This window comes from Pseudomonas entomophila (assembly GCF_013523165.1).
Classification (GTDB): domain Bacteria; phylum Pseudomonadota; class Gammaproteobacteria; order Pseudomonadales; family Pseudomonadaceae; genus Aquipseudomonas; species Aquipseudomonas entomophila_A.
In genome coordinates this window covers 156,916-182,310 of record NZ_JAAMQI010000008.1, presented here as the reverse complement: position 1 = coordinate 182,310, position 25,395 = coordinate 156,916, and the positions used below count along the sequence as shown (strand labels likewise).

The following is a 25,395-nucleotide window of genomic DNA, read 5'->3' as shown; positions in this document are numbered from 1 at the left end:
CTCGTCTACCACGAGTGACTGGCTGTGATGAACGAAGACCGAGCGAGGTGTTGGCGTGAATATTAATGCAACCCTGATTGGCCAATCCGTTGCTTTCCTGATTTTTGTCGTCTTCTGCATGAAGTACGTGTGGCCTCCGGTCATTACGGCTCTGCAGGAGCGTCAAAAGAAGATTGCCGATGGTTTGGACGCTGCCAACCGCGCTGCTCGCGACCTGGAGCTGGCCCAAGAGAAAGTGGGTCAGCAACTGCGTGAAGCAAAAGCACAGGCGGCTGAAATCATTGAGCAAGCCAAGAAGCGCGCTGCTCAGCTTGTCGACGAAGCCCGTGAACAGGCTCGTGTCGAAGCTGACCGTGTGAAGGCTCAGGCTCAGGCCGAGATCGAACAGGAACTCAACAGCGTCAAAGACGCCCTGCGTGCCCAAGTGGGCAGCCTGGCCGTCGGCGGTGCTGAAAAGATCCTTGGCGCCACAATCGATCAAAACGCGCATGCGGAGCTGGTTAACAAACTGGCCGCTGAAATTTAAGCGAGGGCGATCATGGCAGAACTGACCACGTTGGCCCGACCTTACGCTAAGGCTGCCTTCGAGCACGCCCAGGCCCATCAGCAACTGGCCAATTGGTCAGCCATGCTCGGCCTGGCTGCTGCGGTGTCGGAAGACGACACCATGCAGCGCCTGCTCAAGGCCCCGCGACTGACGAGCGCAGAAAAGGCCGCCACGTTCATTGACGTGTGCGGTGACAAGTTTGATGCAGAGGCACGTAATTTCATTCACGTTGCCGCGGAAAACGACCGTCTCCTGCTGTTGCCGGAGATTGCCGAACTGTTCGAGCTGTACAAGGCCGAGCAGGAGCGATCCGTGGATGTGGACGTCACCAGTGCATTTGCATTGAACCAAGAACAGCAAGACAAACTCGCCAAGGTTCTCAGTGCACGGCTAGGCCAGGAAGTGCGCCTGCACGCGTCGGAGGATGCCAGCCTGATCGGTGGCGTCGTCATCCGCGCCGGCGACCTGGTAATCGATGGCTCTGTTCGCGGCAAGATCGCGAAACTGGCCGAAGCATTGAAATCTTGAGTTTGAAGGGGCAGCAGAGCAATGCAGCAACTCAATCCTTCCGAAATTAGTGAAATCATCAAGGGCCGCATCGAGAAACTCGATGTGAGCTCCCAAGCCCGTAACGAAGGTACCGTCGTCAGCGTTTCCGACGGTATCGTGCGGATCCACGGTCTGGCCGACGTCATGTACGGCGAAATGATCGAGTTCCCGGGCGGCGTGTACGGTATGGCCCTGAACCTGGAGCAAGACTCCGTAGGTGCGGTCGTACTGGGCGCGTACACCTCTCTCGCCGAGGGCATGAGTGCCAAGTGCACCGGCCGCATCCTGGAAGTTCCGGTTGGTAAGGAACTGCTGGGTCGCGTCGTCGACGCCCTGGGTAACCCGATCGATGGCAAAGGTCCGCTGAACAACACCGAGACCGACGCCGTCGAGAAAGTCGCGCCTGGCGTGATCTGGCGTAAGTCGGTGGACCAGCCGGTCCAGACCGGCTACAAGGCTGTCGATGCCATGATCCCGGTCGGCCGTGGTCAGCGCGAGCTGATCATCGGTGACCGTCAGATCGGCAAGACCGCGATGGCGGTCGATGCCATCATCAACCAGCGTGACAGCGGCATCTTCTGCGTCTACGTGGCCGTCGGCCAGAAGCAGTCGACCATCGCCAACGTCGTCCGCAAGCTGGAAGAGAACGGCGCCCTGGCCAACACCATCATCGTGGCTGCCAGCGCATCCGAATCCGCCGCACTGCAGTTCCTGGCGCCTTACGCCGGCTGCACCATGGGCGAGTTCTTCCGTGACCGCGGCGAAGACGCGCTGATCGTCTACGATGACCTGTCCAAGCAGGCCGTGGCCTACCGTCAGATCTCCCTGCTGCTGCGCCGTCCACCAGGACGTGAGGCATACCCAGGTGACGTGTTCTATCTCCACTCCCGTCTGCTGGAGCGTGCATCGCGCGTTTCCGAAGAATACGTCGAGAAGTTCACCAACGGTGCCGTGACCGGCAAGACCGGCTCGCTGACCGCGCTGCCGATCATCGAAACCCAGGCTGGCGACGTTTCCGCGTTCGTTCCGACCAACGTGATCTCGATCACCGACGGTCAGATCTTCCTGGAATCGGCCATGTTCAACTCGGGCATCCGCCCTGCAGTGAACGCCGGTGTGTCGGTATCCCGCGTAGGTGGTGCCGCTCAGACCAAGATCATCAAGAAGCTGTCCGGTGGTATTCGTACCGCGCTGGCCCAGTACCGTGAACTGGCGGCCTTCGCCCAGTTCGCCTCGGACCTGGACGAAGCGACCCGCAAGCAGCTGGAGCATGGTCAGCGCGTCACCGAGCTGATGAAGCAGAAGCAGTACGCGCCGATGTCCATCGCGGACATGGCTCTGTCGCTGTACGCCGCTGAGCGTGGCTTCCTGACCGACGTCGAAATCGCCAAGATCGGTAGCTTCGAACAAGCGCTGATCGCCTACTTCAACCGCGATCACGCCGACCTCATGGCCAGGATCAACGTGAAAGGTGACTTCAACGACGAAATCGACGCTGGCATGAAAGCCGGTATCGAGAAGTTCAAGGCCACCCAGACCTGGTAAGCCGCAGCGGGGGCCTGTGCCCCCGCTTGCTAACCTGATAGGTGATACATGGCAGGCGCAAAAGAGATTCGCAGTAAGATTGCGAGCATCAAAAGCACGCAAAAAATTACCAGCGCCATGGAGAAAGTGGCGGTCAGCAAAATGCGCAAGGCACAACTGCGCATGGCTGCCAGCCGCCCTTACGCGGAGCGTATCCGCCAGGTGATCGGTCATCTGGCCAACGCCAACCCGGAATACCGCCACCCTTTCATGAACGAGCGTGAAGTCAAGCGCGTCGGTTATGTCGTGGTGAGCAGTGACCGTGGTCTGTGCGGTGGCTTGAACACCAACCTGTTCAAGGCCCTGGTCAAGGACATGAACGCCAACCGCGGGCAGGGCGTCGAAATCGACCTGTGCGTGATCGGTAGCAAGGGTGCGGCTTTCTTCCGCAGCTTTGGTGGCAACGTGGTAGCTGCGATCAGCCACCTGGGCGAAGAACCGTCGATCAACGATCTGATCGGCAGCGTCAAGGTCATGCTGGATGCCTACCTCGAAGGCCGTATCGATCGCCTCTCCGTGGTGTCGAACAAGTTCATCAACACCATGACGCAACAGCCGACGGTCGAGCAATTGGTACCGTTGGTGGCAACCCCGGATCAAGAACTCAAGCACCACTGGGATTACCTGTACGAACCCGACGCCAAGGAGCTGCTGGACGGCTTGATGGTGCGCTACGTGGAGTCGCAGGTGTACCAGGCGGTGGTCGAGAACAATGCGGCCGAACAGGCTGCCCGGATGATCGCCATGAAGAACGCCACAGACAACGCCGGTGACCTGATCAGCGACCTCCAGCTGATCTACAACAAGGCGCGTCAGGCTGCGATCACCCAGGAGATCTCGGAAATCGTCGGCGGCGCTGCCGCGGTTTAACGGTTCACATATTCAGAGGATCCAGCTATGAGTAGCGGACGCATCGTTCAAATCATCGGCGCCGTCATCGACGTGGAATTCCCACGCGACGTGGTGCCGAGCGTTTACAACGCGCTGAAGGTAGAAGGCGCGCAAACCACCCTGGAAGTTCAGCAGCAGCTGGGCGACGGCGTGGTTCGTACCATCGCCATGGGTTCGACCGAAGGCCTCAAGCGTGGCCTGAGCGTTGCCGACACCGGCGCTGCCATCGCAGTACCGGTCGGCAAGGCGACCCTGGGTCGTATCATGGACGTCCTGGGCAACCCCATCGACGAAGCCGGTCCGATCGGTGAAGAAGAGCGCTGGGGCATCCACCGCGCGGCGCCTTCCTTCGCAGAGCAGGCAGGCGGCAACGACCTGCTGGAAACCGGCATCAAGGTCATCGACCTGGTCTGCCCGTTCGCCAAGGGCGGCAAGGTCGGCCTGTTCGGCGGCGCCGGCGTGGGCAAGACCGTCAACATGATGGAACTGATCCGTAACATCGCCATCGAGCACAGCGGTTATTCCGTGTTCGCCGGTGTGGGTGAGCGTACTCGTGAGGGTAACGACTTCTACCACGAGATGAAGGATTCGAACGTTCTGGACAAGGTCGCACTGGTCTACGGCCAGATGAACGAGCCACCAGGAAACCGTCTGCGCGTCGCACTGACCGGCCTGACCATGGCCGAGAAGTTCCGTGACGAAGGCAACGACGTTCTGCTGTTCGTCGACAACATCTACCGTTACACCCTCGCCGGTACCGAAGTATCCGCACTGCTGGGCCGTATGCCTTCCGCAGTAGGTTACCAGCCGACCCTGGCCGAGGAGATGGGTGTTCTGCAGGAGCGTATCACCTCCACCAAGCAGGGCTCGATCACTTCGATCCAGGCGGTATACGTACCAGCGGACGACTTGACCGACCCGTCGCCGGCGACCACCTTCGCCCACTTGGACGCCACCGTCGTTCTGTCCCGTGACATCGCCTCTCTGGGTATCTACCCAGCGGTCGACCCACTGGACTCGACCTCGCGCCAGCTGGACCCGAACGTGATCGGCAACGAGCACTACGAGACCGCCCGTGGCGTCCAGTACGTGCTGCAGCGCTACAAAGAGCTGAAGGACATCATCGCGATCCTGGGTATGGACGAACTGTCCGAATCCGACAAGCAGCTGGTTTCCCGTGCTCGTAAGATCCAGCGCTTCCTGTCCCAGCCGTTCTTCGTGGCCGAAGTCTTCACCGGTGCCTCGGGTAAATACGTTTCCCTGAAAGACACCATCGCAGGCTTCAGCGGCATCCTCAAGGGTGACTACGACCACCTGCCAGAACAAGCGTTCTACATGGTCGGCAGCATCGACGAAGCGGTTGAGAAAGCCAAGAAACTGTAATCCCGGCGCCCCGAAAGGGGCGCTAATCAGGTTGAGGCAAGCAGATGGCTATGACAGTCCATTGCGATATCGTCAGCGCGGAAGGGGAAATTTTCTCCGGTCTGGTCGAGATGGTGATTGCGCACGGCAACCTGGGTGATCTTGGTATCGCTCCAGGCCACGCCCCGCTCATCACCAATCTGAAGCCGGGTCCGATCACGTTGACCAAGCAGGGTGGCGAGCGCGAGGTGTTCTACATCTCCGGTGGCTTCCTCGAAGTGCAGCCGAACATGGTCAAGGTGCTTGCCGATACCGTGCAACGTGCTGCAGACCTGGACGAGGCATCGGCTCAGGAAGCGGTCAAAGCTGCCGAGCAGGCTTTGAACGAAAAAGGCGCGGACTTCGATTACGGCGCCGCCGCCGCACGTCTGGCCGAGGCTGCAGCCCAGCTGCGCACCGTCCAGCAGATCCGCAAGAAGTTCGGTGGTTGAGACCACCTGCTTTCTGAGGATTGAGAACAAGGGTAGCCATCGGCTACCCTTTTTCTTTTCCCGTCATTCATACCCGGTCACTGCTGACCGCCCAGGATTGGTAGCCAGTCAATGTCACTCGATATCGTAATTCTCGCCGCAGGCCAGGGCACTCGCATGCGCTCGGCCCTGCCGAAGGTGCTTCACCCAGTGGCCGGCAACTCCATGCTCGGGCATGTTATCCACAGCGCGCGTCAGCTCAAACCGCACGGTATCCACGTGGTGATCGGCCACGGTGCCGAGCAGGTACGCGAACGGCTGGCCGCCGATGACCTGAACTTCGTGCTGCAGGACAAGCAGTTGGGCACCGGACATGCCGTCGCTCAGGCCGTGCCTGCCGTGACCGCCGATACCGTCCTGATCCTCTATGGCGATGTCCCGCTCATCGACGTGAAGACCATCGAGCGACTGCTCGCCCTCGTCAGCGAGCGGCAACTGGGCCTGTTGACGGTCACCCTGCAAGACCCGACCGGTTACGGCCGCATCGTGCGGGACGACGCTGGCCAGGTGACCGCGATCGTCGAACAGAAAGACGCCAGCGAAGCGCAGCGGGCGATCAAGGAAGGCAACACCGGTATTCTCGCCGTACCGGCCAATCGCCTGGCCGAATGGCTGGGACGTCTGTCCAACGACAATGCGCAAGGTGAGTACTACCTGACCGACGTGATCGCCATGGCCGTCGCCGATGGCCTGGTGGTCGCCACCGAGCAACCCTTGGACGCCATGGAAGTGCAGGGCGCCAACGACCGCCGACAGTTGGCCGAGCTCGAGCGTCACTACCAACTGCGTGAGGCGCGTCGCCTGATGGCCGAAGGCGTGACCTTGCGCGATCCGTCGCGTCTGGATGTACGCGGCGAGGTCACCGTCGGTCGTGATGTCCTGATCGACGTCAACGTGATTCTCGAAGGCAAGGTGGTGCTGGAGGAGGGCGCGCAGATCGGTCCCAACTGCGTCATCAAGGACAGCACCGTGGGCAGGAATGCCGTGGTCAAGGCCAATAGCCATCTTGACGGCGCCATATTGGGCGAAGCCAGCGATGTCGGACCTTTCGCACGGTTGCGTCCAGGCAGCGTCCTGAGTGCCCGAGCGCATGTGGGTAACTTCGTCGAACTGAAGAACGCACACCTGGGCGAGGGGGCCAAGGCCGGTCACCTGACCTACCTGGGCGACGCCCAGATTGGTGCACGCAGCAATATCGGCGCAGGCACTATCACCTGTAACTACGATGGTGCCAACAAGCACCAGACGGTCTTGGGTGAGGACGTGTTCATCGGCTCGAACAATGCCTTGGTGGCGCCTGTGGATATCCAATCGGGCGCAACCACGGCGGCAGGTTCCACCATCACGAACGATGTCGCGGCAGGTGAACTGGCCGTGGCACGTGCACGCCAGCGCAACATCGACGGCTGGACGCGTCCCACGAAGCAGCCCAAGGGCTGACTTATCCACAGCGTGCAGGTGCCGGGATGTCCGGCACCGCATTCTGGCTGACCTTTCTGCTCTATTTATCCCCAGCCCGCCAGGTCTTGTTCCTCGTCGTGTCCGTAAAACGCGCCAAGGTGTCTTTTACAACCCTTCATTTCTCGACCTCCCTTGACGTTCTCGCCAATTTAAGCTTTGATTGCACCACTTATCTTTCGAATCGAAACTTAAAGCATCATGTCGAAACGTAATACCCCCCAGCGTCGTCATAATATCCTTGCCATGCTCAACGAGCTGGGTGAAGTGAGCGTGGACACCCTGGCCAAACGCTTCGAAACCTCGGAAGTCACCATCCGCAAGGATCTGGCTGCGCTCGAAGCCAATGGTCTGCTGCTGCGCCGTTACGGGGGTGCGATCACCATGCCTCAGGAATTGCTGGCCGACGTCGTGCAGCCGGTCTCGCTCTACAAGCAGGCCATCGCCCGCGCTGCGGTCAAACGCATCCGCGAACACGCGCGGATCATCATCGACAGCGGCAGCACCACGGCCTCGATGATCCCTGAGCTGGGCCGTCAGCCTGGCCTGGTGGTCATGACCAATTCCCTGACCGTCGCCCAGGCCATCAGTGACCTCGAGCATGAACCCGTGCTGTTGATGACCGGTGGCACCTGGGACCCGCACTCCGAGTCCTTCCAGGGCCAGGTGGCTGAACAGGTGCTGCGTTCCTATGACTTCGACCAGCTGTTCATCGGCGCCGACGGAATCGACCTGACCCGTGGCACCACCACCTTCAACGAGCTGCTCGGCCTGAGCCGAGTCATGGCCGAGGTGGCCCGTGAGGTGATCGTGATGGTCGAGTCCGACAAGGTCGGGCGCAAGATCCCCAACCTCGAGCTGCCCTGGAACCACGTCACTACCCTGATTACCGATGACCGCCTGCCCCTCGAGGCACGCGAGCAAATTCAAGCCCACGGCGTAAACCTGATCTGCGCCGCTCTCAGCTAGGAGCCCCCTGCCATGTGTGGAATCGTCGGAGCCATTGCCGAACGTAACGTCACCTCCATCCTGATCGAAGGCCTCAAGCGCCTGGAATACCGCGGCTATGACAGCGCGGGTCTGGCGATCCTGACCCGGCAGGAACAACTGGAGCGTCGTCGTCGGATCGGCAAGGTCAGTGAGCTGGAGTCGGCCCTCGCGGTCGACCCACTGGCAGGCCAGCTGGGCATCGCCCACACGCGCTGGGCGACTCACGGTGCGCCGAGTGAAGACAATGCTCACCCGCACTTCTCCGGCCAGGAACTGGCGGTGGTGCACAACGGCATCATCGAGAACCACGAAGCGCTGCGCGAGGAGCTCAAGGGGCTGGGCTATTTCTTCAGCTCGCAGACCGACACCGAAGTGATCGTCCACCTCATCCATCACCTGCTCAAGCGCCTGCCGGACCTGGGTGATGCGCTGAAAGCCGCCGTGCAGCGCCTGCACGGCGCCTACGGCCTGGCCGTGATCAGCGTCAGCCAGCCGGACCGACTGGTGGCAGCCCGCAGCGGCAGCCCGCTGGTGATCGGCCTGGGCCATGGTGAGAACTTCCTGGCCTCCGACCAGCTGGCCCTGCGCCAGGTCACCGACCGTTTCATGTACTTGGAGGAGGGCGATATCGCCGAGATCCGCCGCGACCGCGTCACGGTCTGGGATCAGGCAGGCGTGCCGGTGCAGCGTGAAACCGTGCAGTACCACGAAGGCGCCGAAGCCGCCGACAAGGGCAGCTTCCGCCACTTCATGCTCAAGGAGATCCACGAGCAGCCAACCGTGGTGCAGCGCACGCTCGAAGGGCGCCTGGGCAAGGACCATGTGCTGGTTCAAGCCTTCGGCCCACAGGCGGCCGATCTGTTCGCCCAGGTGCGCAACGTGCAGATCGTCGCCTGCGGTACCAGCTACCACGCCGGCATGGTCGCTCGTTACTGGCTCGAGAGCCTGGCCGGCATTCCCTGCCAGGTGGAAGTGGCCAGCGAATTCCGCTACCGCAAGGTCGTGGTCCAGCCTGACACCCTGTTCGTGTCGATCTCCCAGTCCGGCGAGACCGCCGACACCTTGGCGGCACTGCGTAACGCCAAGGCGCTGGGCTTTCTCGGCAGCCTGGCGATCTGCAACGTCGGCATCAGCTCGCTGGTGCGTGAATCCGACCTGACCCTGCTGACCCTGGCCGGTCCGGAGATCGGCGTGGCCTCGACCAAGGCCTTCACCACCCAGCTGGTGTCGCTGATGCTGCTGACCCTGGCCCTGGGTCAGGTGCGCGATACCCTCGCCCCAGGCGTCGAAGCCGAGCTGGTCGACGAACTGCGTCGCCTGCCGGCCCGCCTGGGCGAAGCGCTGGCCATGGACAGCGTGGTGGAAAAGACCGCCGAGCTGTTCGCCGACAAGCACCACACCCTGTTCCTGGGCCGTGGCGCCCAGTTCCCGGTGGCCATGGAAGGTGCGCTCAAGCTCAAGGAGATCTCCTACATCCACGCCGAAGCCTACCCGGCCGGCGAGCTCAAGCATGGCCCGCTGGCGCTGGTCGACGCCGACATGCCGGTGGTCACCGTGGCGCCGAACAACGAGCTGCTCGAGAAGCTCAAGTCGAACCTGCAGGAAGTGCGTGCACGTGGCGGTGAGCTGGTGGTGTTCGCCGACAAGCAGGCCGGCCTGAGCAACGGGGAGGGCACCCATGTGATCGAACTGCCGCACATCGTCGATGCGCTGGCACCGATCCTGTACACGATCCCGCTGCAGTTGCTGTCGTACTACGTGGCGGTGTTGAAAGGGACGGACGTAGACCAGCCACGGAATCTGGCGAAGTCGGTAACGGTGGAATAACAGGTAGGCAACGACACCTGGAAATCAAAGCGGCCGCGCTGTAGCAAAGCCGTCGGTGAAGAAAAGAGCCGTAACCGGCTCCTTTCTTCGTCACGTGCTCTCGCTCAGTTGTCGTACCCACCGCAACCCTGCTTCAACGTCTGTTCTTGTCTTCTCAGGTTCAACCAATGAATCGCTTGCTTAGCGCATCACGCATGACATGCACCTCAGTGGACACCTGCGCTCTTTGGATCGAGAGCTACGCAGTGCTTCTCTAATGGAGGTTGTAGCAGCTTCCTCGCATGAAGAGGCCATTGACGTTACAGCTCACCACCTTGGCTTCATCGATCCAGCCATCACAGCCTTGGCCGTAGCCACGCCTATGGGAGAGGTGCGTCTGGAGCGGCATAGCATCTACCACATCGTAGAGAAGCGGATGGACGCCCGAGAGCGTTATGTGCGCTTGGCTCTGGATACGTTGACAGGTCCATTTGAGGTCTGGGAAGTGGCGTTCACCGATGGCACAGACCGCCTGGCGTTCATCGGTGCCTACGAGTCAAAACGCCAAATGCTGGTGAGTGTAGTGACCATCGATGGGAAAATGCTTTGGAACTTCATGCACACTGACGCCAAATCACTGAATAAGCATCGTCACGGCAGGATGCTTTACAAGCGCTACTCATTTTTATCTGAGCAAGAAAAAAGGGCGTCTCAAGAGAGCTGCCCTTTGGAAATAGGTGCTTGATATTCATATACACACCCTCAAGCCGGGGTGTGGAGGTCTCACCCTACGCTGATGTCCCAACCATCGACGGGGTTCCTGCATCAGCTATAGCCGTTGGGAGGCAGCTGATTTCGCGCTCATGATCAATGTCATGCAAGGTGACACGCGTGTCAACACACCCCTTTTGCAGACGTTTCGACAGCTGTGATGCCCTACATCAAGGGTCTCTCTGGAACGGTCTTTCTCTTGTCATGGAGAGAGTGGCCGAGCCATGAGTGACACGATGATCAAGCCGCTTCAAAGGCTGAAACCCCAGTTCAGAGGGAACGCATGAAAAAGAGCGAGCTACCGGTCAAGACCTGCGCCCACTGCCAGCTGCCCTTCACCTGGCGAAAGAAATGGGCCCGCTGCTGGGAAGAGGTGCGCTACTGTTCGGAACGGTGCCGGCGGACGGCGAAGAGTCAGCGCTGACGAGCATTCGGCCAATGGCGCACGTGCAAGGACCAACCGAAGATGAACTACGCTTGATGGGCATCCACTGTCCAGTCAGGAGGGGTCATCCATGCGTGCGCAACTCCCATCGGCACTGCAACGCCTGCAGGTGCCGTTGCGTTTGAAACTGTGGGACGGCAATCAGTTCGACCTGGGCCCCGATCCCCAGGTGACGTTGCTGGTCAAGCATCCTGCCTCGATCGCTCACCTCGACCACCCCAGCATGGACGAACTGGGCGCGGCCTTCGTCGAAGGCGAGTTCGACCTTCAAGGGGACATCACGCAGGCCATCCGTATCTGCGATGAGCTGGGCTCCGCGCTGCTGCACGACGAGGACGCACGGCCGACCCGCACGGCCCACGACAAGGACACCGACGCCCAGGCCATCGCCTACCACTACGACGTGTCGAATGCCTTCTACCAACTGTGGCTAGACCCGGACATGGTGTACTCCTGCGCCTACTTCAAGACACCGGAAACCACGCTGGAAACGGCGCAACAGGACAAGTTCGACCACCTCTGCCGCAAGCTGCGGCTGCACGCCGGCGACTACCTGCTGGACGTCGGCTGCGGCTGGGGTGGGTTGGCGCGTTTTGCGGCACGTGAGTATGGCGCCCGGGTGATGGGCATCACCCTGAGCGAGCAGCAGCTCAGGCTTGCCCGGCAGCGTGTCAGCGATGAAGGGCTCGACGACCGGGTCGAGCTGAAGAAGATGGATTACCGTGACCTGCCGCAGGATGGCCGTTTCGACAAGGTCGTGAGTGTCGGCATGTTCGAGCACGTCGGGCATGCCAACCTGCCGCTGTATTGTCGGATTCTCTTCGGCGCCGTGCGGGAAGGGGGCCTGGTGATGAACCATGGCATCACCGCCAAGCACGTCGATGGCCGTCCTGTCGGGCGCGGGGCAGGGGCGTTCATCGATCAGTACGTGTTCCCCCATGGCGAGCTGCCTCACCTGTCGATGATGTGCGCGAGCGTCTGCCAGGCGGGCCTGGAGGTGGCGGACGTCGAGAGCCTGCGCCTGCACTATGCCAAGACCCTGGGGCACTGGAGCGAGCGCCTGGAGCGTCAGCTGCACCGGGCAGCGGCCGAGGTGTCGGAGAAGACCTTGCGTATCTGGCGCCTGTACCTGGCCGGCTGCGCCTACGCGTTCGCCAGAGGCTGGATCGACCTGCACCAGATCCTCGCGGTTAAGCCTTACACCGACGGGCACCACGACCTGCCCTGGACGCGCGAGGACCTGTACCGCCAGGCGTCACAGGATCGGTGAAATCAGCCGGGCGATGCGCATCCCCAGGCGCTGGAGGCGGTGCGTGTTGCGGCTGTCGTTGATGGTGATCTGCCTGGCCTGCGCGAAATCTGCCGTGAGCATGCCTTCGACCTGTTCGGCAAAGGCTGTGTCCACGGTCAGCAGCATGATTTCGAAGTTGAGGCGGAACGAGCGATTGTCCAGGTTGGCGCTGCCGATGGCGCTGAACTCATCGTCCACCAGCACGACTTTCTGGTGCAGGAACCCTGGCTGGTAGCGGTAGACCTTGACGCCGGCACGCACAGCTTCGAAGGCGAACAGGCTCGAGGCGGCATAGACCACACGGTGATCGGGACGCGACGGGATCAGCAGCCGCACATCGACGCCGCGCAACACGGCCAGGCGCAGGGCTGCCGAGACGGCCTCGTCGGGGATGAAGTAAGGGCTGGTGATCCACACGCGCTCACGGGCCGAATGGATGGCCTCGAGGAAGAACAGCGAACAGGTCTCCTGCGGGTCGGCCGGGCCCGTGACCAGCACCTGGCACAGCATGCCATCCTCTGGGTAGGTGTCTGGCAGGAGCAGAGGTGGCAAGGCACGCGTGGCCCAGTACCAGTCTTCGGCGAACGATTCCTGCAGGCACGCCAGCACCGGCCCGCTGATCTGGATGTGCGTGTCTCGCCATGGCGAGAGCGGGCGATGATGGCCGAGGTACTCGTCGCCGACGTTGTGGCCGCCGACGAAACCCGTCAATCCGTCGACGACCACGATCTTGCGGTGGTTGCGGAAGTTGACCTGGAACCGGTTGAACCAGCCGCGTCGTGTCGTGAAGGCTTGAACCTGTACGCCTGCCTCACGCAGGACCTGGACGTAGCGCCTGGGTAACGCGTGGCTTCCGACACCGTCGTACAGCACGAACACCTGGACGCCCGCCTGGGCTTTGCGTACCAGCAATTGCTGCAGGGCCTGGCCCAATTCGTCGTCGTGAATGATGAAGAACTGGACCAGCACCACCTCCTGGGCACGCTCGATCGCGTCGAAGATCGCATCGAAGGTGGCGCGCCCATTGACCAGCAGTTTCACGTCGTTGTGGGGCAACCATGGCATGCGCCCCAGAGCTGACATCGCCCGCAAGGCCAGGGTCGGTGCCGACTGCCTGGCCTTCAGGGCCTGTTCGACCCAGGCTCGCCAATTCAACCCGGCCATCGCCACATGCATTTCCTGGTTGGCCTTGCGCCTGGCCAGAATATAGGCGTAGAAGGAGCGTGAGCCGAAGACCAGATAGGGAATCAGCGTCAGGTAGGGGATGAAGAACAGTGACATGGCCCAGGCGATCGCGCCTTGTGCCGTGCGGACGGTGAACATGGCATGCACCGCTGCCACGATGCCCATCAGGTGAACCAAACCGATCACGTATCCAAAAAAGTGCGGGTTCTGATAATCCATACCTATCCTGCGCTGTGCGTGTTCGTCGGCTAACAGACCTTGCGGCGGTCGCTTGGTGCAACCTGATGCATCAAACGACGTCCAATCCTCGATTCGGCCGATACCCGGCCCAGGCGGAGTTCCAAGATGAAAAAGCGTGTGTGGTGTGCACTGTCGTTGGCGTTGGTCGGTTCCCTGGCCAATGCCCAGATGCTTCAGCCTGGGCTGTGGGAGTTGACCACCAGCAACATGCAGGTCGACGGCAAACAGTTGCCTGACATGGACTTCATGTTGGGTCAGTTGAAGAACCTGCCGCCCGAACAGCGTGCCATGATGGAAGGGGTGTTGACCAAGCAGGGCGTGACGCTGGCAGGCAAGGGCGTACGGTCCTGCCTGACGGCCGAACAAGTCAATACCAATGACATCCCTCTGCAGGACCCCAAGTCGGGTTGCACGCAGCGCATCACCGACCGTACCGGCAATGTCTGGAAGTTCGAGTTCAGCTGCCCGAAGGCTCAAGGCGCTGGCCAGGCCACCTTCCTGAGCGATCGTGAATTCGTGACCAAGGTCAACGGTACGTTCAATGCGTCGGGTGTGCAGCAGCGTGGCAGCATGGACACCCGCGCCGTCTGGCTCGGCAGCGACTGCGGCACAGTGCGGCCGCGCCAGTGATCGCTACCATCGCCAACGGCTGACGGCCACTGCATCATGGGCATGCAGGCTCTCTGCATGCTCGACCCGAACTTCGAATCCGGCCACGCCCACGGCGGCGATCAAAACCTCGTGCAGCCGTCTGGCTGCATCCTCGCAGAACATCAGGTTCTGCCCATTGGCCAGGGCGAAGGCCTGCTCATCCACACGTTTGACCGCCGTCTGTACGGCGGTGCCCAGTGCGTGCTCCACCGAATCGATCAGATCCACGATGGGCAAGTGATCGAGCCCCTCGAGGCGCACGCCAATGCGCGCCAGGCTGCGCTGGCTGTGTGGCGTCGCCACGATACCTGTGCTGCTGCCCAGCCAATCGATGATCTGCAGTCGATCGATCTGCTCGCTGGGGAAATCCTCCGCAAATTTTTGCTGGATCAGCTGCCTTGCCAGGGCCGCCGAGCAGGGGCAGGTGGACGAATAAGGTACATCGATGAAGAGTTCCACGTGGAACATATCGTCTTCCAGACGGGCCTCCACCGTGATCGAATAAGCCTTCCAGCCGGACGTTTCACTGACCAGCGCGGCCCTTTTCAACAAACAGTCGAACCGCAGCCGGACGCTGGCCACCGTAGACAGGTCGTGATGCGTGGCGAGAAACCTGCGTAGCAGCTGCTCGAGGGCTGCTTGATCGAGTTCGTTGTCCTCCAGCGTGCCCAGCACCAGATAAAGCCGCGACATATGGATGCCTTTGGCATCGAGGGCATCCAGGCTGACGCCGGCGTCGACGCGAGCGGCGACTCGCTGGCCCATGACCTGAATAGGCAGGGCGATCCCTTGCATGCCGACCCAGGCCAGTGCGATCGCATGTGAACTGGTGTGATGGGCAACATCGGGCAGGTATAGATCAGTCATGAAGATCCCCGTACGGACATGTCATCGGTATCTCAGCAAAGAGCTGAAATAAAGCGATGACGCTTATTTAGTTATACTATAACGTATTGATCTCGTCCCTTGTGAAGGCGTCTGCATGACTACTCACCTTTTCCCGCTGCACCGTCCGGTCACGCTCGCATCAGCCTCGTCGCTTCCGCCGTCTCGCCACGTCATGGACACCACGCCCAGCGTCCTGTCAGCCATCTTCGAGGACGACGTCAACCTGGCCGTCTGGCAGCGCAGCCTGCCTTCCCACCTCGCGGACTTTTCCACGCTCGTGCTGAGCCTCGATCAGCGCCTGACCGATGAACGTGTCGTGGAGGTACAGGAAGACGTACCTGTGACCCTGACCGATCTGCTGGTCGGCACGCAGGACCTGTTGGGCTACGAGGCCTTCGTGGCCGACGTGACCTGGTTGATGGAAGCGTTCGCCTGTCTGGTCGGTGCGCGTCGGCTGGGATTGCGGGTGCGGGCGCTGCGCGGTGCCATGTGCCCACGTTTTCATGTCGACCAGGTGGCGCTGCGCTTGTTGACCACTTATGCAGGTGCTGGCAGTGAATGGCTGCGCGACGCTGCCGATGCAGAGCGTCCCGAGTGCCTTCACCGGCTGAGCGAAGGGGACGTGGCCTTGCTCAAAGGGGAAAACTGGTCGGGCAACGAGGGGCGCGGCCTGGTGCACCGCTCGCCCAGCGCTGCCCCGGATGCTGGCCGTCTGTTGCTGAGCATTGACTGGTTACAGTGAGGTTGATTAGTAATGGTCTTCCTTCGGCCAGACCCAGACGTCTCCCATGCTGCGTGACATACCGACCCACATCATTGCCGGGCCCCTGGGTGCCGGCAAGACCAGCCTGATCAGGCACTTGCTGTCGCAACGACCGAACGCCGAGCGCTGGGCCGTACTGGTCAACGAGTTCGGGCAGATCGGCCTGGATGCGGCGCTGCTGGATGCCCGCGATCCTGATATTGCAATCAGCGAAGTGGCGGGGGGGTGCCTGTGCTGCGTCAACGGTGTGCCCTTCCAGGTGGCGCTGGGTCGACTGCTGCGCGCACACCGGCCCCACCGGCTGTTCATCGAGCCTTCAGGGCTTGGGCATCCTCTCGAACTGGTCTCGCAATTGGGAAGGCAGCCTTGGGCAGGGGTACTGTCGGTACAACCACTGGTGACTGTTCTGAATGGCAGTGCCTTGGCCATGGGTGCACAGCTTTCGCAGCCACAGCAGGAAGCAATCGCACAGTCGGCGAAGCTCATCATCAACAAATCCGAGCATGTGGACAACACTGCGCGCTTGTTGATAAGTCAGGCATGGCCTGAAAAGCCGATGATCTGGACGGATCACGGGCGTGTGAAACTCACGGATATGCCTGCCCGTGATTCAGCTATAAGTAATTCATTATATGTGGATTTGCCCCCGGCCCGCCTGGACGAAGCCCCATTGCAGTCGGTATGGACCGACAAGACGCGGCCGCTGGTTGCAGTGCACGAGGGCGGATCGGAGTGGAGTTGGGGAGGGCGGTGGCATCCAAACCAGCGGTTTTCCCTGACAGGGATAACCGAGGTGCTGACGTCACTGGATACGCTGCGCGTCAAGGCAGTTATCCACAGCCAGGAAGGATGGGTATCCTTCAATGGTGTCGGAAACGAGCGTGCCCCATGGCAGGCGAGCGAATGGAGACGGGACTCACGGATCGAGCTGATTTTTCCACAGGTTCAGGAAGCCGAACAGCTGGGAAAAGCCTTTTCACGTTGCCTTGTGGATAACTGATCAGGGGTTCCAGCGATCGTGGGTACGCCGCCACTGTTGCATCTCGATGACGTTATCCACAGGGGCTGAAGGCTCGGCCTTGAAGGGGTAGGGAGCCAGTTCGATGTGGATGGCATGGGCACCGAACTGCGTGGCGGTGCCTGGGTGACGGTGTTCGCCCGTGACGGTGAACTCGAAGTCGTAGACCCGTCCCAGGCGCCGCTTGCCGCGCGCATCTGGGATGAACCCGATCCGCCGCAGTGCCACGGTGTCGTCCAGCAACTCCAGGTCGAGCTTGGCGCAGTGCTGCTTGACCCGCTCCAGGGCGCGTTCACGCAGGCCGTGGTTGTGCCACAGCCAGGACCCCAGGGTCAGCAGCACCATCAGGCCGAAGAGGTTCTCCAGGGTCAACATCTGCACAGGCTCCAAGAAAGTGTGATCAGCTTAACCGGACCGGGAGCTTGTCGTACAGGCGCTGGGCGGAGCGTCGCCACGGGCGGCACGGACTTATCCCCAAGTTCGATGAGGCGTCGATCTCATGCGTCGGCGTCGTCGGTTCGCAGGTTCTGATAACGCTCCTGCAGCTCCTGGCGAATTTGCCGACGCTGCTGGCCTTGCACGAAACGGCGTTTTTCTTCGCTGCTCTGGGGCTGGCGGGGCGGCACAGCGACAGGGCGTCGATTGTCGTCCACCGCGACCATGGTGAAGAAGCAACTGTTGGAGTGCCGTACGGAGCGTTGCCGAATGTTCTCGGTCACAACCTTGATGCCCACTTCCATCGACGTAGTGCCGGTGTAGTTCACCGACGCCAGGAAGGTCACCAGTTCACCGACGTGCACAGGCTCGCGGAAGATCACCTGGTCGACCGACAAGGTCACCACATAGGTACCGGCATAGCGGCTGGCACACGCATAGGCCACTTCGTCCAGGTACTTGAGCAGCGTGCCGCCATGGACATTGCCGGAGAAGTTGGCCATGTCCGGCGTCATGAGCACGGTCATCGAGAGTTGGGCGTTTCCAGGTTCCATAATCAGGCTCACGGTTCGGTTGCGATAAAGCGGGGCGACGGAGCGCCCCTGAAGCCAGGGTGCATACGCGAGGGCAGGGGCCGGGGCAAACACGCTGGCCCCCAGGATGCCAAATGAATGTGTCCATCTGTTTCTGCATATTGCACCCGCCGCGTGCGGCAAGTGGCGATGTTACCCTGAGCGTGCTCATGCAAGGTGAGCATTCTTTCACCTAGAACAGTCTGTACTTGCGGCTCGTCGCACCCCGTTCGGGAGTGGGCGGCCGGGCCCGTGCAACGATGACAAGGAGTAGCAACCGCCATGCACGCCGTCGGCTTCATCCAGGACCTGGCCGTGATCATGCTGGTGGCAGGCATGGTCACCATCATCTTCCACCGCCTCAAGCAACCGGTGGTGCTCGGCTACATCGTCGCAGGCTTCATCATCGGGCCGCACACCCCGCCCTTCGGGCTCATCCACGATGAAGACACCATCAAGATCCTCGCTGAACTGGGGGTGATCTTCCTGATGTTCTGCCTGGGCCTGGAATTCAGCCTCAGGAAGCTGTTCAAGGTCGGCGCCACGGCCTTCATCGCGGCGTTTCTCGAGATCGTCCTGATGATCTGGATCGGGTTCGAGATCGGCCGCTGGTTCGGCTGGAGCACCATGGATTCGCTGTTCCTCGGTGCGATCCTGGCGATCTCCTCGACCACCATCATCGTCAAGGCCCTGAACGACCTGAAGATGAAGAACGAGCGTTTCGCCCAGCTGATCTTCGGCGTGCTGATCGTCGAAGACATTCTCGGCATCGGCATCATCGCCTTGTTGTCCGGTATTGCCGTCAGTGGCAGCGTCAGCTCCGGCGAGGTCTTCTCCACGGTGGGCAAGCTGTCGCTGTTCATGATCGTGGCGCTGGTGGTCGGGATCCTGGTCGTGCCCAGGCTGCTGGCCTACGTGGCCAAGTTCGAAAGCAACGAAATGCTGCTGATCACGGTGCTGGGGCTGTGTTTCGGGTTCTGCCTGCTGGTGGTCAAGCTCGAATACAGCATGGTGCTGGGCGCCTTCCTGATCGGCGCGATCATGGCCGAGTCACGCCAGTTGCTGAAGATCGAGACCTTGATCGAACCGGTACGTGACCTGTTCAGCGCGATCTTCTTCGTGGCGATCGGCCTGATGATCGATCCCCAGGTGCTGGTCGAGTACGCTTGGCCGATCGTGGTGATCACACTGGCCGTGGTGCTGGGCAAGATGCTGTCCTGTGGCCTGGGTGCGTTCATCGCCGGCAACGATGGCCGGACTTCCCTGCGTGTGGGCATGGGGCTGTCGCAGATCGGGGAATTCTCGTTCATCATCGCCGCCCTGGGGATGACCCTGCAGGTCACCAGCGATTTCCTCTACCCGGTGGCCGTTGCCGTCTCGGCGATCACCACCTTGCTGACGCCGTACCTGATTCGCGCGGCGGACCCTTTGTCGATCAAACTCGGGCGAGTCATGCCTGGCCGCCTGTCCCGCGTGCTCTCCCTGTACGGCGAATGGTTGCGCAGCATCCAGCCCCAGGGCGAAAGCGCCATGCTGGCGGCCATGATCCGGCGCATCCTGTTGCAGGTCGGCGTCAACCTGGCGCTGGTCATCGCCATCTTCTTCAGCAGCGCCTATTTCGCCGAGCGGCTGGGCGTCTACCTGAGTCAGTGGATCAGCGATGTCGCTCAGCAGAAAGCCTTGATCTGGGGGGCAGCGTTGCTGGTGTCCCTGCCGTTCCTGATCGCGGCCTACCGCAAGCTCAAGGCCCTGTCGATGCTGCTGGCGGAGATGAGCGTGAAGCCCGAGATGGCCGGGCGTCACACGCACCGGATGCGCCGCGTGATCGCCGAAGTCATCCCGTTGCTGTCGTTGCTGGTGATCTTCGTGCTGCTGTCAGCCCTGTCGGCCAGCATTCTGCCCACCAGCGAATTGCTGTTGATCATCGCCGTAGTGGCGGCAGGCGTGGTGGCATTGCTGTGGCGCTGGTTCATCCGTGTGCACACGCGGATGCAGGTGGCCCTGCTGGAAACGCTCGAGAACAACCGCGACCATTGACCCTGAAGAAAAAGGGGTCGCCCGTCCATGACGAGCGACCCCAGGCGCTGACCGATCACACCAGTCAGAAGACAGTGAGACGTGCTCAGCTTTCCAGCCAGACATCCCGGGCCCAGTGCCAGACCGATTCCCAGCTCTCCTCGGTGACGATCTCTTCTTCGCCCGACCACAGCACCACGGTGCCGTCTTCTTCGACGCAGTAGTAATCGCCCCCATCCTCGCACAGCGGGATCAGGTCGCGCGGTACACCGGCATCCCAGGCAGTGGACGCCACGTCTGGCAGGTAGGTGTGGGACTGCGGATCGGTCACGGTGACCGGCTCCAGGCTGCCATAGACGACGTCGCTGACGTTCAGCAAGAATTCCTTGAACACAAACGGAATGTTGATGAACAGCTGCTCTTCGATCTCAACCAGCAGGTCCTCGTCCGGAAGCTCCAGCGGCACCGGTACCGGCTCGTTGGCTTCACGGAGTTGCTCGATCACTTCTTCCACGGTTCATATCCTCTGAACTTGATGACAACGCTGCGCGTTATACCCTAGTCGGCCACTGTGCCAAAAACAAAAACCCCGGGGAAGGCCCCGGGGTTTTCGACGACCCGATCGCGATCAGGCGTTCTGACGGATACCCGCCAGCAGCCAAGGCTGGTTGTCGCCGTGGGCGCGTTCCATGTGCCAGCTTTCGCTGAAGGCTTCACCCTGGTCGAAGCGCGACGTCTTGGACACGCCACGGAAGGTCAGAGTGGCATCGGTCTTGTCGGCCCGCTCGTCGATACCGTCGAGTTGTACCTCGAGGTTGTCGATGTAGGTGGACTGGAAGCCGTCACCCAGGTCAGCGCGCTCACGCTTGAGGAAGGTCAGCATCTGTGGCGTGACGAACTCGGAGATCTTGTCCATCTCGTTGGCGTCCCAGTGCTGTTGCAGCGACTGGAAGTGCGTACGGGCGGCGGACAGGAAGTTCTGCTCGTTGAACCAGGCCGGCGCCTTGATGACCGGTGCTGCAGCCGAGGCCGCCGAACCGCCGAAGACCGAGGCTTGCGGGGCCTGTTGACCGTGAGCTTCACGCTGGAATGGCGCCTGGCCGGCAGCACCGGCCACATGGGGCTGCTGCTGACGACGACGGGCGGCGATGAAGCGGAAGATCAGGAAGGCCACCAGCGCGATGATCAGGAAGTCCAGGATCTGCATGCCCTGGAAACCGTCGCCCATGAACATCGAGGCCAGCAGGCCGCCAGCAGCAAGGCCCGCGAGAGGGCCCAGCCAACGCGAGGCGCCGCTGGCCGCAGCAGGCGCACGGCCTGGTGCGGTCGGTGCTGCGGCCGGCGTGGTGGGTGTGGCTTGGCGTGTCTGGTGGATGGGCGCGGCGCCAGAGCTCTTGCCGCCGCCGAATCGCTTGGCGTTGGCATCCAGGCTCAGCGTCAAACCGACGCACAACGCCAGGAAGATGCTAAGAAAACGTTGCATAAGTGGGATTTCCCGTTTGATGGATTGCACGCGCGTCATGGTGCACAGGTTGGCGCGCGCCTGACCAGCCCCATAATGTTTCGAGCTTTTGCTTGATTGAACGGAAGAAGCCGCTGCGCTAGCGGCCTCTTCCGAAGTACGACCATGAAAAGATCGTAAAGGCGGTAGGAAAATTCAGATGGCTTCGAGCTTGGCGTAGCCCAGCATGAGCCACTTGCTGCCTTCGGCAAAATTGACCTGTACCCGTGCCTGCGGCCCGGAGCCCTCGAAGTTGAGGATCGTGCCTTCGCCGAACACTGCATGCTGGACACGTTGACCCAGGTTGAACGCGGTCTGCGGGATGTTGGCATTGGCGAACAGGCTGCCCGACTGGGTCTGGGTGCCACCGAACGGTCGACTGACGGAATTCGACAGCCGCACTTCCTGGACCAGCCCTGCCGGGATCTCCCGTACGAAGCGCGAGACCTTGTTGTAGGTCTCGCTGCCATACAGGCGACGCGTCTCGGCGTAGGTCATGACCAGCTGGCGCATCGCACGGGTGATGCCCACATAGGCCAACCGCCGCTCTTCCTCGAGACGGCCAGGCTCTTCCAGGCTCATCTTGTGCGGGAACAGGCCCTCTTCCAGACCGACCAGGAACACATGAGGGAATTCCAGACCCTTGGCGCTGTGCAGGGTCATCAGCTGGATGCTGTCCTCGTGCTCGTCGGCCTGCGTATCGCCGGCTTCCAGCGATGCATGGCCCAGGAACGCCGACAGGATGGACAGCTCGCCGTCGTCTTCGCTGGACTCGAAGTTGCGCGCCGCGCTGACCAGTTCCTCGAGGTTCTCCACCCGAGCCTGGCCCTTCTCGCCCTTTTCTTCCTGGTGATAGGGAATCAGCCCGGACTGCTCGATGACGGTCTGGGTCATGGTGTGCAACGGCATGTCGTTGACCTTGATCGTCAGCTGGTCCATCAGCTCGATGAACGCGCCCAGGGCACTGGCCGCTCGCCCTTTGAGCGCCTTGTGCTCGAGCAGTTGGCACATGGCCTGCCACATGGACACCTGGGCATGACGGGCATGCTCGCGAATGGCCTCGACGGTCTTTTCACCGATACCGCGTGGCGGCACGTTGATCACCCGCTCCAGGGCGGCGTCGTTGCCACGGCTTTCGATCAGGCGCAGGTAGGCCATGGCATTCTTGATTTCCGCCCGCTCGAAGAAGCGCTGGCCACCGTAGATGCGGTAGGGAATGCGCTCGCGCAGCAGCGCTTCCTCGAGCACCCGTGACTGGGCATTGGAGCGGTAGAGGATGGCCACCTGATGCCGCGGTGTGCCCTGCTTGAGGATGCCTTCGATGGTCTCGACCACGTAACGCGCTTCGTCGTGCTCGTTGTAGGCGGCGTACAGGCTCAGCGGCTCGCCGTCGCCGACATCGGTCCACAGCTCCTTGCCCAGCCGCCCGCTGTTGTTGGCGATCAAGGCGTTGGCGGCCTTGAGGATACCCGCCGTGGAACGGTAGTTCTGCTCCAGGCGGATCAGCTCGGCGTCCGGGAAGTCGGCGGTGTACTGGTGGATGTTCTCGATCTTCGCGCCACGCCAGCCGTAGATCGACTGGTCGTCGTCGCCGACCGCCATCAGGCTCTCGCCCCCGGCTGCCAGCAGGCGGAGCCAGGCGTACTGAACGGCGTTGGTATCCTGGAACTCGTCCACCAGCACGTGGCGGAAGCGCCGCTGGTAGTGCTCCAGCAGGCTGGGCTTGTCGCGCCACAGGTCCAGCGCGCGCAGCAGCAGCTCGGAAAAATCGATGACCCCGGCCCGTGCGCAGGCCGCCTCGTAAGCTTCGTAGATGCCGCGCATGGTACCCAGGAACAGGTCGCCCCCGGGCTGGATGTGCTGGGGGCGCAGGCCCTCGTCCTTCTGGCCATTGATGAACCACTGCGCCTGACGGGCAGGCCAGCGTTGCTCGTCCAGCCCCAGTTCGCGAATGACCCGCTTGACCAGACGCTGCTGGTCGTCCCCATCGAGGATCTGGAAGTTCTGGACCAGCCCGGCTTCCTGCCAATGCGCGCGCAGCAGGCGGTGTGCCAGGCCATGGAAGGTGCCGACCCACATGCCGGCCGGGTTGATGCCCAGCAATTGCTCGATCCGGTGGCGCATTTCGGCCGCCGCCTTGTTGGTGAAGGTCACCGACAGGATCGAGTGCGGCGAAGCACGCTCGACCTGGATCAGCCAGGCGATGCGATGCACCAGCACCCGGGTCTTGCCGGAGCCGGCGCCGGCCAGCACCAGCTGACGTCCGACCGGCGCGGCGACAGCCTGGCGCTGGGCATCGTTGAGGGAATTGAGCAGAAGAGAGAGGTCATCGGTATGCATCCGGCCATTCTAGGTGGGCAGCTCAGGCCAGAGCAAACGCCGCAGGCAAATAATCGCAGGCCCCGAGACCCGTCGGTCGGCTCAGGCAGGCACTCAGATGTCTCGGCTGAGGATCGGCATCCACTGCGTTCCCTTTTCCGAGCTGATTTCCAGCCTCGACCAGCTGTTGAGGCCAGGTTCTGCGAACTGCACGAGTTGCTCGGTGACCACCTGTGGATGAATGCCTTCCAGCCGTTCGAACGTCAGATGCAGGACCTCCCAGCCGCCACGATGACGGACGGCAGGCCTCGACAGTACGGGCACGATGCCTGCGTGAGGCACGGTAACCCGGCCGAACACGCTGAAGCTTTCGTGGCCTGGACGGGTATCGTTGAACGCGACGAAGGTAGGCGTTTCGATATTCATGAGATGTCTCCTGCGAGGGTGAGCAGCGAATCGGCTGCGTGTGCATCCTCGTGAAAACGCTCGGCGCCAGGCAGCAGGAAGGCGTTCAGCTGCGCCAGTGACTGCCTTGTGCGAACAGATCCAGCAGGTCGAAGGCCTGTCAGGCCCATCCCCATCGGTGGGGCGCATTGCCAGGAAAGCGGTCTCGGCCCTTCACGGCCCAAGGCTCGGACTGGGCGGTTCCGTGTGTATGTAGTATAACTACAAGAAAGCTACAGCCCGGCCTGCCGATCATCACCGAGTCCTTTCCTGTGAATTTGTTGCAACACATCGCCCAATCCCGCCATCTGCTCCGCAAGTCGGAGCTCAAGGTCGCCGATCACGTTCTGCTGGACCCAGCGGCGGTCATGCACAGCTCGATGGCCGACCTGGCGCACAATGTGGGCATCAGCGAACCGACCATCGTCCGATTCTGCCGTGCGATCGGTTGCTCGGGTTTTCAGGACCTCAAGCTCAAGCTGGCCCAGAGCCTGGCGGCAGGTGCCAGCTTCGGCCAGTTCGCCATCCACGAGGACGACTCGGTCGCCGACTACAGCCTGAAGATCTTCGACACCACCCTGCACACGCTCATGGAGGTGCGCGAACACCTGGACGCTCAGGCGCTCGAGCAGGCCGTGCAGGCCATGGCCCAGGCGCAGCGGGTGGAATTCTATGGTTTCGGGGCGTCCGGTGCGGTGGCTGCCGATGCACAGCACAAGTTCTTCCGCTTGCTGCTCAGCGCCGCGGCCTATTCCGATCCGCACATGCAGGCGATGTCGGCCGTCACGCTCAAGCCAGGCGACGTCGCCGTGTGCATCTCCCAGTCAGGCCGCTCCAAGGATCTGCTGATCACCGCCAACCTGGTGCGTGAAACGGGCGCCAGCCTGATCACGCTGTGTCCGAGCCAGACGCCTCTGGCCGAGCTGTCGACGGTCAACCTGGCTATCGACGTGCACGAAGACACCGAGATCTACACCCCGCTGACCTCGAGAATTGCCCACCTGGTGGTGATCGACGTGCTGGCCATGGGCGTGGCCATGGCGCGAGGGCCGAGCCTGGTCAACCACCTCAAGAGCGTCAAGCGCAGCCTGCGCAGCCTGCGTCTGTCGCCCAAGTCGGTGAAGGCTTCGGAAGACTGA

Annotated in this window: 25 protein-coding genes; 17 read left to right on the top strand and 8 right to left on the bottom strand. The window is 61.7% G+C overall.

The features are described 5' to 3' along the window. The first annotated feature begins 55 nt into the window (after nucleotides 1-55). The 12 genes from G7Z99_RS09040 to cfaB all read left to right on the top strand — a co-directional run bounded on the left by G7Z99_RS09040 (nucleotide 56) and on the right by cfaB (nucleotide 12,203). Nucleotides 56-526, top strand: a complete 471-nt coding sequence (locus tag G7Z99_RS09040) for a F0F1 ATP synthase subunit B (protein ID WP_181093354.1) — start codon at nucleotides 56-58, stop codon at nucleotides 524-526. 12 nt (nucleotides 527-538) lie between these two features. Next, nucleotides 539-1,075, top strand: coding sequence for a F0F1 ATP synthase subunit delta (locus tag G7Z99_RS09035; protein ID WP_181093352.1), 537 nt, complete (start codon nucleotides 539-541; stop codon nucleotides 1,073-1,075). 21 nt (nucleotides 1,076-1,096) lie between these two features. Beyond that, complete coding sequence (gene atpA / locus G7Z99_RS09030) at nucleotides 1,097-2,641, top strand: F0F1 ATP synthase subunit alpha (RefSeq protein WP_181093351.1); 1,545 nt, start codon at nucleotides 1,097-1,099, stop codon at nucleotides 2,639-2,641. A gap of 48 nt (nucleotides 2,642-2,689) precedes the next feature. After that, entirely contained in the window at nucleotides 2,690-3,550 is an 861-nt protein-coding gene (atpG, locus tag G7Z99_RS09025; protein ID WP_181093349.1) for a F0F1 ATP synthase subunit gamma, read from the top strand. A gap of 27 nt (nucleotides 3,551-3,577) precedes the next feature. After that, the gene (gene atpD, locus G7Z99_RS09020; protein ID WP_181093347.1) at nucleotides 3,578-4,954 is read left to right on the top strand and encodes a F0F1 ATP synthase subunit beta; all 1,377 of its coding nucleotides are present in this window, start codon (nucleotides 3,578-3,580) and stop codon (nucleotides 4,952-4,954) included. A 44-nt stretch (nucleotides 4,955-4,998) separates the two neighbouring features. Next, nucleotides 4,999-5,424, top strand: coding sequence for a F0F1 ATP synthase subunit epsilon (locus G7Z99_RS09015; protein ID WP_060395536.1), 426 nt, complete (start codon nucleotides 4,999-5,001; stop codon nucleotides 5,422-5,424). Nucleotides 5,425-5,535: 111 nt separating this feature from the next. Next, the gene (glmU, locus tag G7Z99_RS09010; protein WP_181093345.1) at nucleotides 5,536-6,903 is read left to right on the top strand and encodes a bifunctional UDP-N-acetylglucosamine diphosphorylase/glucosamine-1-phosphate N-acetyltransferase GlmU; all 1,368 of its coding nucleotides are present in this window, start codon (nucleotides 5,536-5,538) and stop codon (nucleotides 6,901-6,903) included. Between the two features lie 216 nt (nucleotides 6,904-7,119). Continuing rightward, a complete protein-coding gene (locus tag G7Z99_RS09005) occupies nucleotides 7,120-7,890 on the top strand; it encodes a DeoR/GlpR family DNA-binding transcription regulator (protein WP_181093394.1) in 771 nt (256 codons plus the stop codon). A 12-nt stretch (nucleotides 7,891-7,902) separates the two neighbouring features. Then, the gene (gene glmS, locus G7Z99_RS09000; protein ID WP_181093344.1) at nucleotides 7,903-9,738 is read left to right on the top strand and encodes a glutamine--fructose-6-phosphate transaminase (isomerizing); all 1,836 of its coding nucleotides are present in this window, start codon (nucleotides 7,903-7,905) and stop codon (nucleotides 9,736-9,738) included. A 256-nt stretch (nucleotides 9,739-9,994) separates the two neighbouring features. Further along, on the top strand, nucleotides 9,995-10,462 hold the full coding sequence (locus G7Z99_RS08995) for a PBECR2 nuclease fold domain-containing protein (RefSeq protein ID WP_258196984.1): 468 nt from the start codon (nucleotides 9,995-9,997) through the stop codon (nucleotides 10,460-10,462). A 309-nt stretch (nucleotides 10,463-10,771) separates the two neighbouring features. Then, nucleotides 10,772-10,912, top strand: coding sequence for a DUF2256 domain-containing protein (locus G7Z99_RS08990; RefSeq protein WP_181093340.1), 141 nt, complete (start codon nucleotides 10,772-10,774; stop codon nucleotides 10,910-10,912). Between the two features lie 91 nt (nucleotides 10,913-11,003). Further along, nucleotides 11,004-12,203 carry a C17 cyclopropane fatty acid synthase CfaB gene (cfaB, locus tag G7Z99_RS08985; RefSeq protein ID WP_181093338.1) on the top strand — a complete coding sequence of 400 codons (1,200 nt, stop codon included), beginning with the start codon at nucleotides 11,004-11,006 and terminating at the stop codon, nucleotides 12,201-12,203. Here cfaB and cls read toward each other — a convergent pair. Next, nucleotides 12,189-13,628 carry a cardiolipin synthase gene (gene cls / locus G7Z99_RS08980; RefSeq protein ID WP_181093337.1) on the bottom strand — a complete coding sequence of 480 codons (1,440 nt, stop codon included), beginning with the start codon at nucleotides 13,626-13,628 and terminating at the stop codon, nucleotides 12,189-12,191. The two genes, cfaB and cls, sit on opposite strands and share 15 nt — an antisense overlap. A 126-nt stretch (nucleotides 13,629-13,754) precedes the next feature. On the opposite strand from cls, the gene G7Z99_RS08975 reads away from it, so the two are divergent. Then, nucleotides 13,755-14,279 carry a DUF3617 domain-containing protein gene (locus G7Z99_RS08975; RefSeq protein WP_181093335.1) on the top strand — a complete coding sequence of 175 codons (525 nt, stop codon included), beginning with the start codon at nucleotides 13,755-13,757 and terminating at the stop codon, nucleotides 14,277-14,279. Between the two features lie 3 nt (nucleotides 14,280-14,282). Here G7Z99_RS08975 and folE2 read toward each other — a convergent pair whose 3' ends face one another. Continuing rightward, complete coding sequence (folE2, locus tag G7Z99_RS08970) at nucleotides 14,283-15,167, bottom strand: GTP cyclohydrolase FolE2 (RefSeq protein ID WP_181093333.1); 885 nt, start codon at nucleotides 15,165-15,167, stop codon at nucleotides 14,283-14,285. Between the two features lie 193 nt (nucleotides 15,168-15,360). Between folE2 and G7Z99_RS08965 the strand changes: the two genes are divergently transcribed. Further along, a complete protein-coding gene (locus G7Z99_RS08965; RefSeq protein WP_181093393.1) occupies nucleotides 15,361-15,930 on the top strand; it encodes a DUF1826 domain-containing protein in 570 nt (189 codons plus the stop codon). A gap of 46 nt (nucleotides 15,931-15,976) precedes the next feature. After that, entirely contained in the window at nucleotides 15,977-16,951 is a 975-nt protein-coding gene (locus G7Z99_RS08960) for a CobW family GTP-binding protein (protein ID WP_181093331.1), read from the top strand. On the opposite strand, the gene G7Z99_RS08955 is transcribed toward G7Z99_RS08960, so the two are convergent. Together G7Z99_RS08955 and G7Z99_RS08950 are read right to left on the bottom strand one after the other, a co-directional pair. Beyond that, nucleotides 16,952-17,344, bottom strand: coding sequence for a DUF3301 domain-containing protein (locus tag G7Z99_RS08955; RefSeq protein WP_181093330.1), 393 nt, complete (start codon nucleotides 17,342-17,344; stop codon nucleotides 16,952-16,954). Nucleotides 17,345-17,466: 122 nt separating this feature from the next. After that, complete coding sequence (locus tag G7Z99_RS08950) at nucleotides 17,467-17,958, bottom strand: acyl-CoA thioesterase (RefSeq protein WP_181093328.1); 492 nt, start codon at nucleotides 17,956-17,958, stop codon at nucleotides 17,467-17,469. A gap of 300 nt (nucleotides 17,959-18,258) precedes the next feature. Here G7Z99_RS08950 and G7Z99_RS08945 point away from each other — a divergent pair, with 300 nt between their 5' ends. Beyond that, nucleotides 18,259-20,013: a cation:proton antiporter gene (locus tag G7Z99_RS08945; RefSeq protein ID WP_181093327.1), complete on the top strand. Its 1,755-nt coding sequence runs from the start codon at nucleotides 18,259-18,261 to the stop codon at nucleotides 20,011-20,013. An 85-nt stretch (nucleotides 20,014-20,098) separates the two neighbouring features. On the opposite strand, the gene G7Z99_RS08940 is transcribed toward G7Z99_RS08945, so the two are convergent. From G7Z99_RS08940 to G7Z99_RS08925, 4 genes are all read right to left on the bottom strand, one after another. Next, nucleotides 20,099-20,506 carry an SMI1/KNR4 family protein gene (locus G7Z99_RS08940; protein ID WP_181093325.1) on the bottom strand — a complete coding sequence of 136 codons (408 nt, stop codon included), beginning with the start codon at nucleotides 20,504-20,506 and terminating at the stop codon, nucleotides 20,099-20,101. A gap of 114 nt (nucleotides 20,507-20,620) precedes the next feature. After that, on the bottom strand, nucleotides 20,621-21,475 hold the full coding sequence (locus G7Z99_RS08935) for a Tim44 domain-containing protein (RefSeq protein WP_181093323.1): 855 nt from the start codon (nucleotides 21,473-21,475) through the stop codon (nucleotides 20,621-20,623). A 174-nt stretch (nucleotides 21,476-21,649) separates the two neighbouring features. After that, nucleotides 21,650-23,833: a DNA helicase II gene (gene uvrD, locus G7Z99_RS08930; RefSeq protein ID WP_181093317.1), complete on the bottom strand. Its 2,184-nt coding sequence runs from the start codon at nucleotides 23,831-23,833 to the stop codon at nucleotides 21,650-21,652. A 93-nt stretch (nucleotides 23,834-23,926) separates the two neighbouring features. Then, nucleotides 23,927-24,238, bottom strand: coding sequence for a hypothetical protein (locus G7Z99_RS08925; protein ID WP_181093315.1), 312 nt, complete (start codon nucleotides 24,236-24,238; stop codon nucleotides 23,927-23,929). A gap of 290 nt (nucleotides 24,239-24,528) precedes the next feature. Between G7Z99_RS08925 and hexR the strand changes: the two genes are divergently transcribed. After that, the gene (hexR, locus tag G7Z99_RS08920) at nucleotides 24,529-25,395 is read left to right on the top strand and encodes a transcriptional regulator HexR (protein WP_181093313.1); all 867 of its coding nucleotides are present in this window, start codon (nucleotides 24,529-24,531) and stop codon (nucleotides 25,393-25,395) included.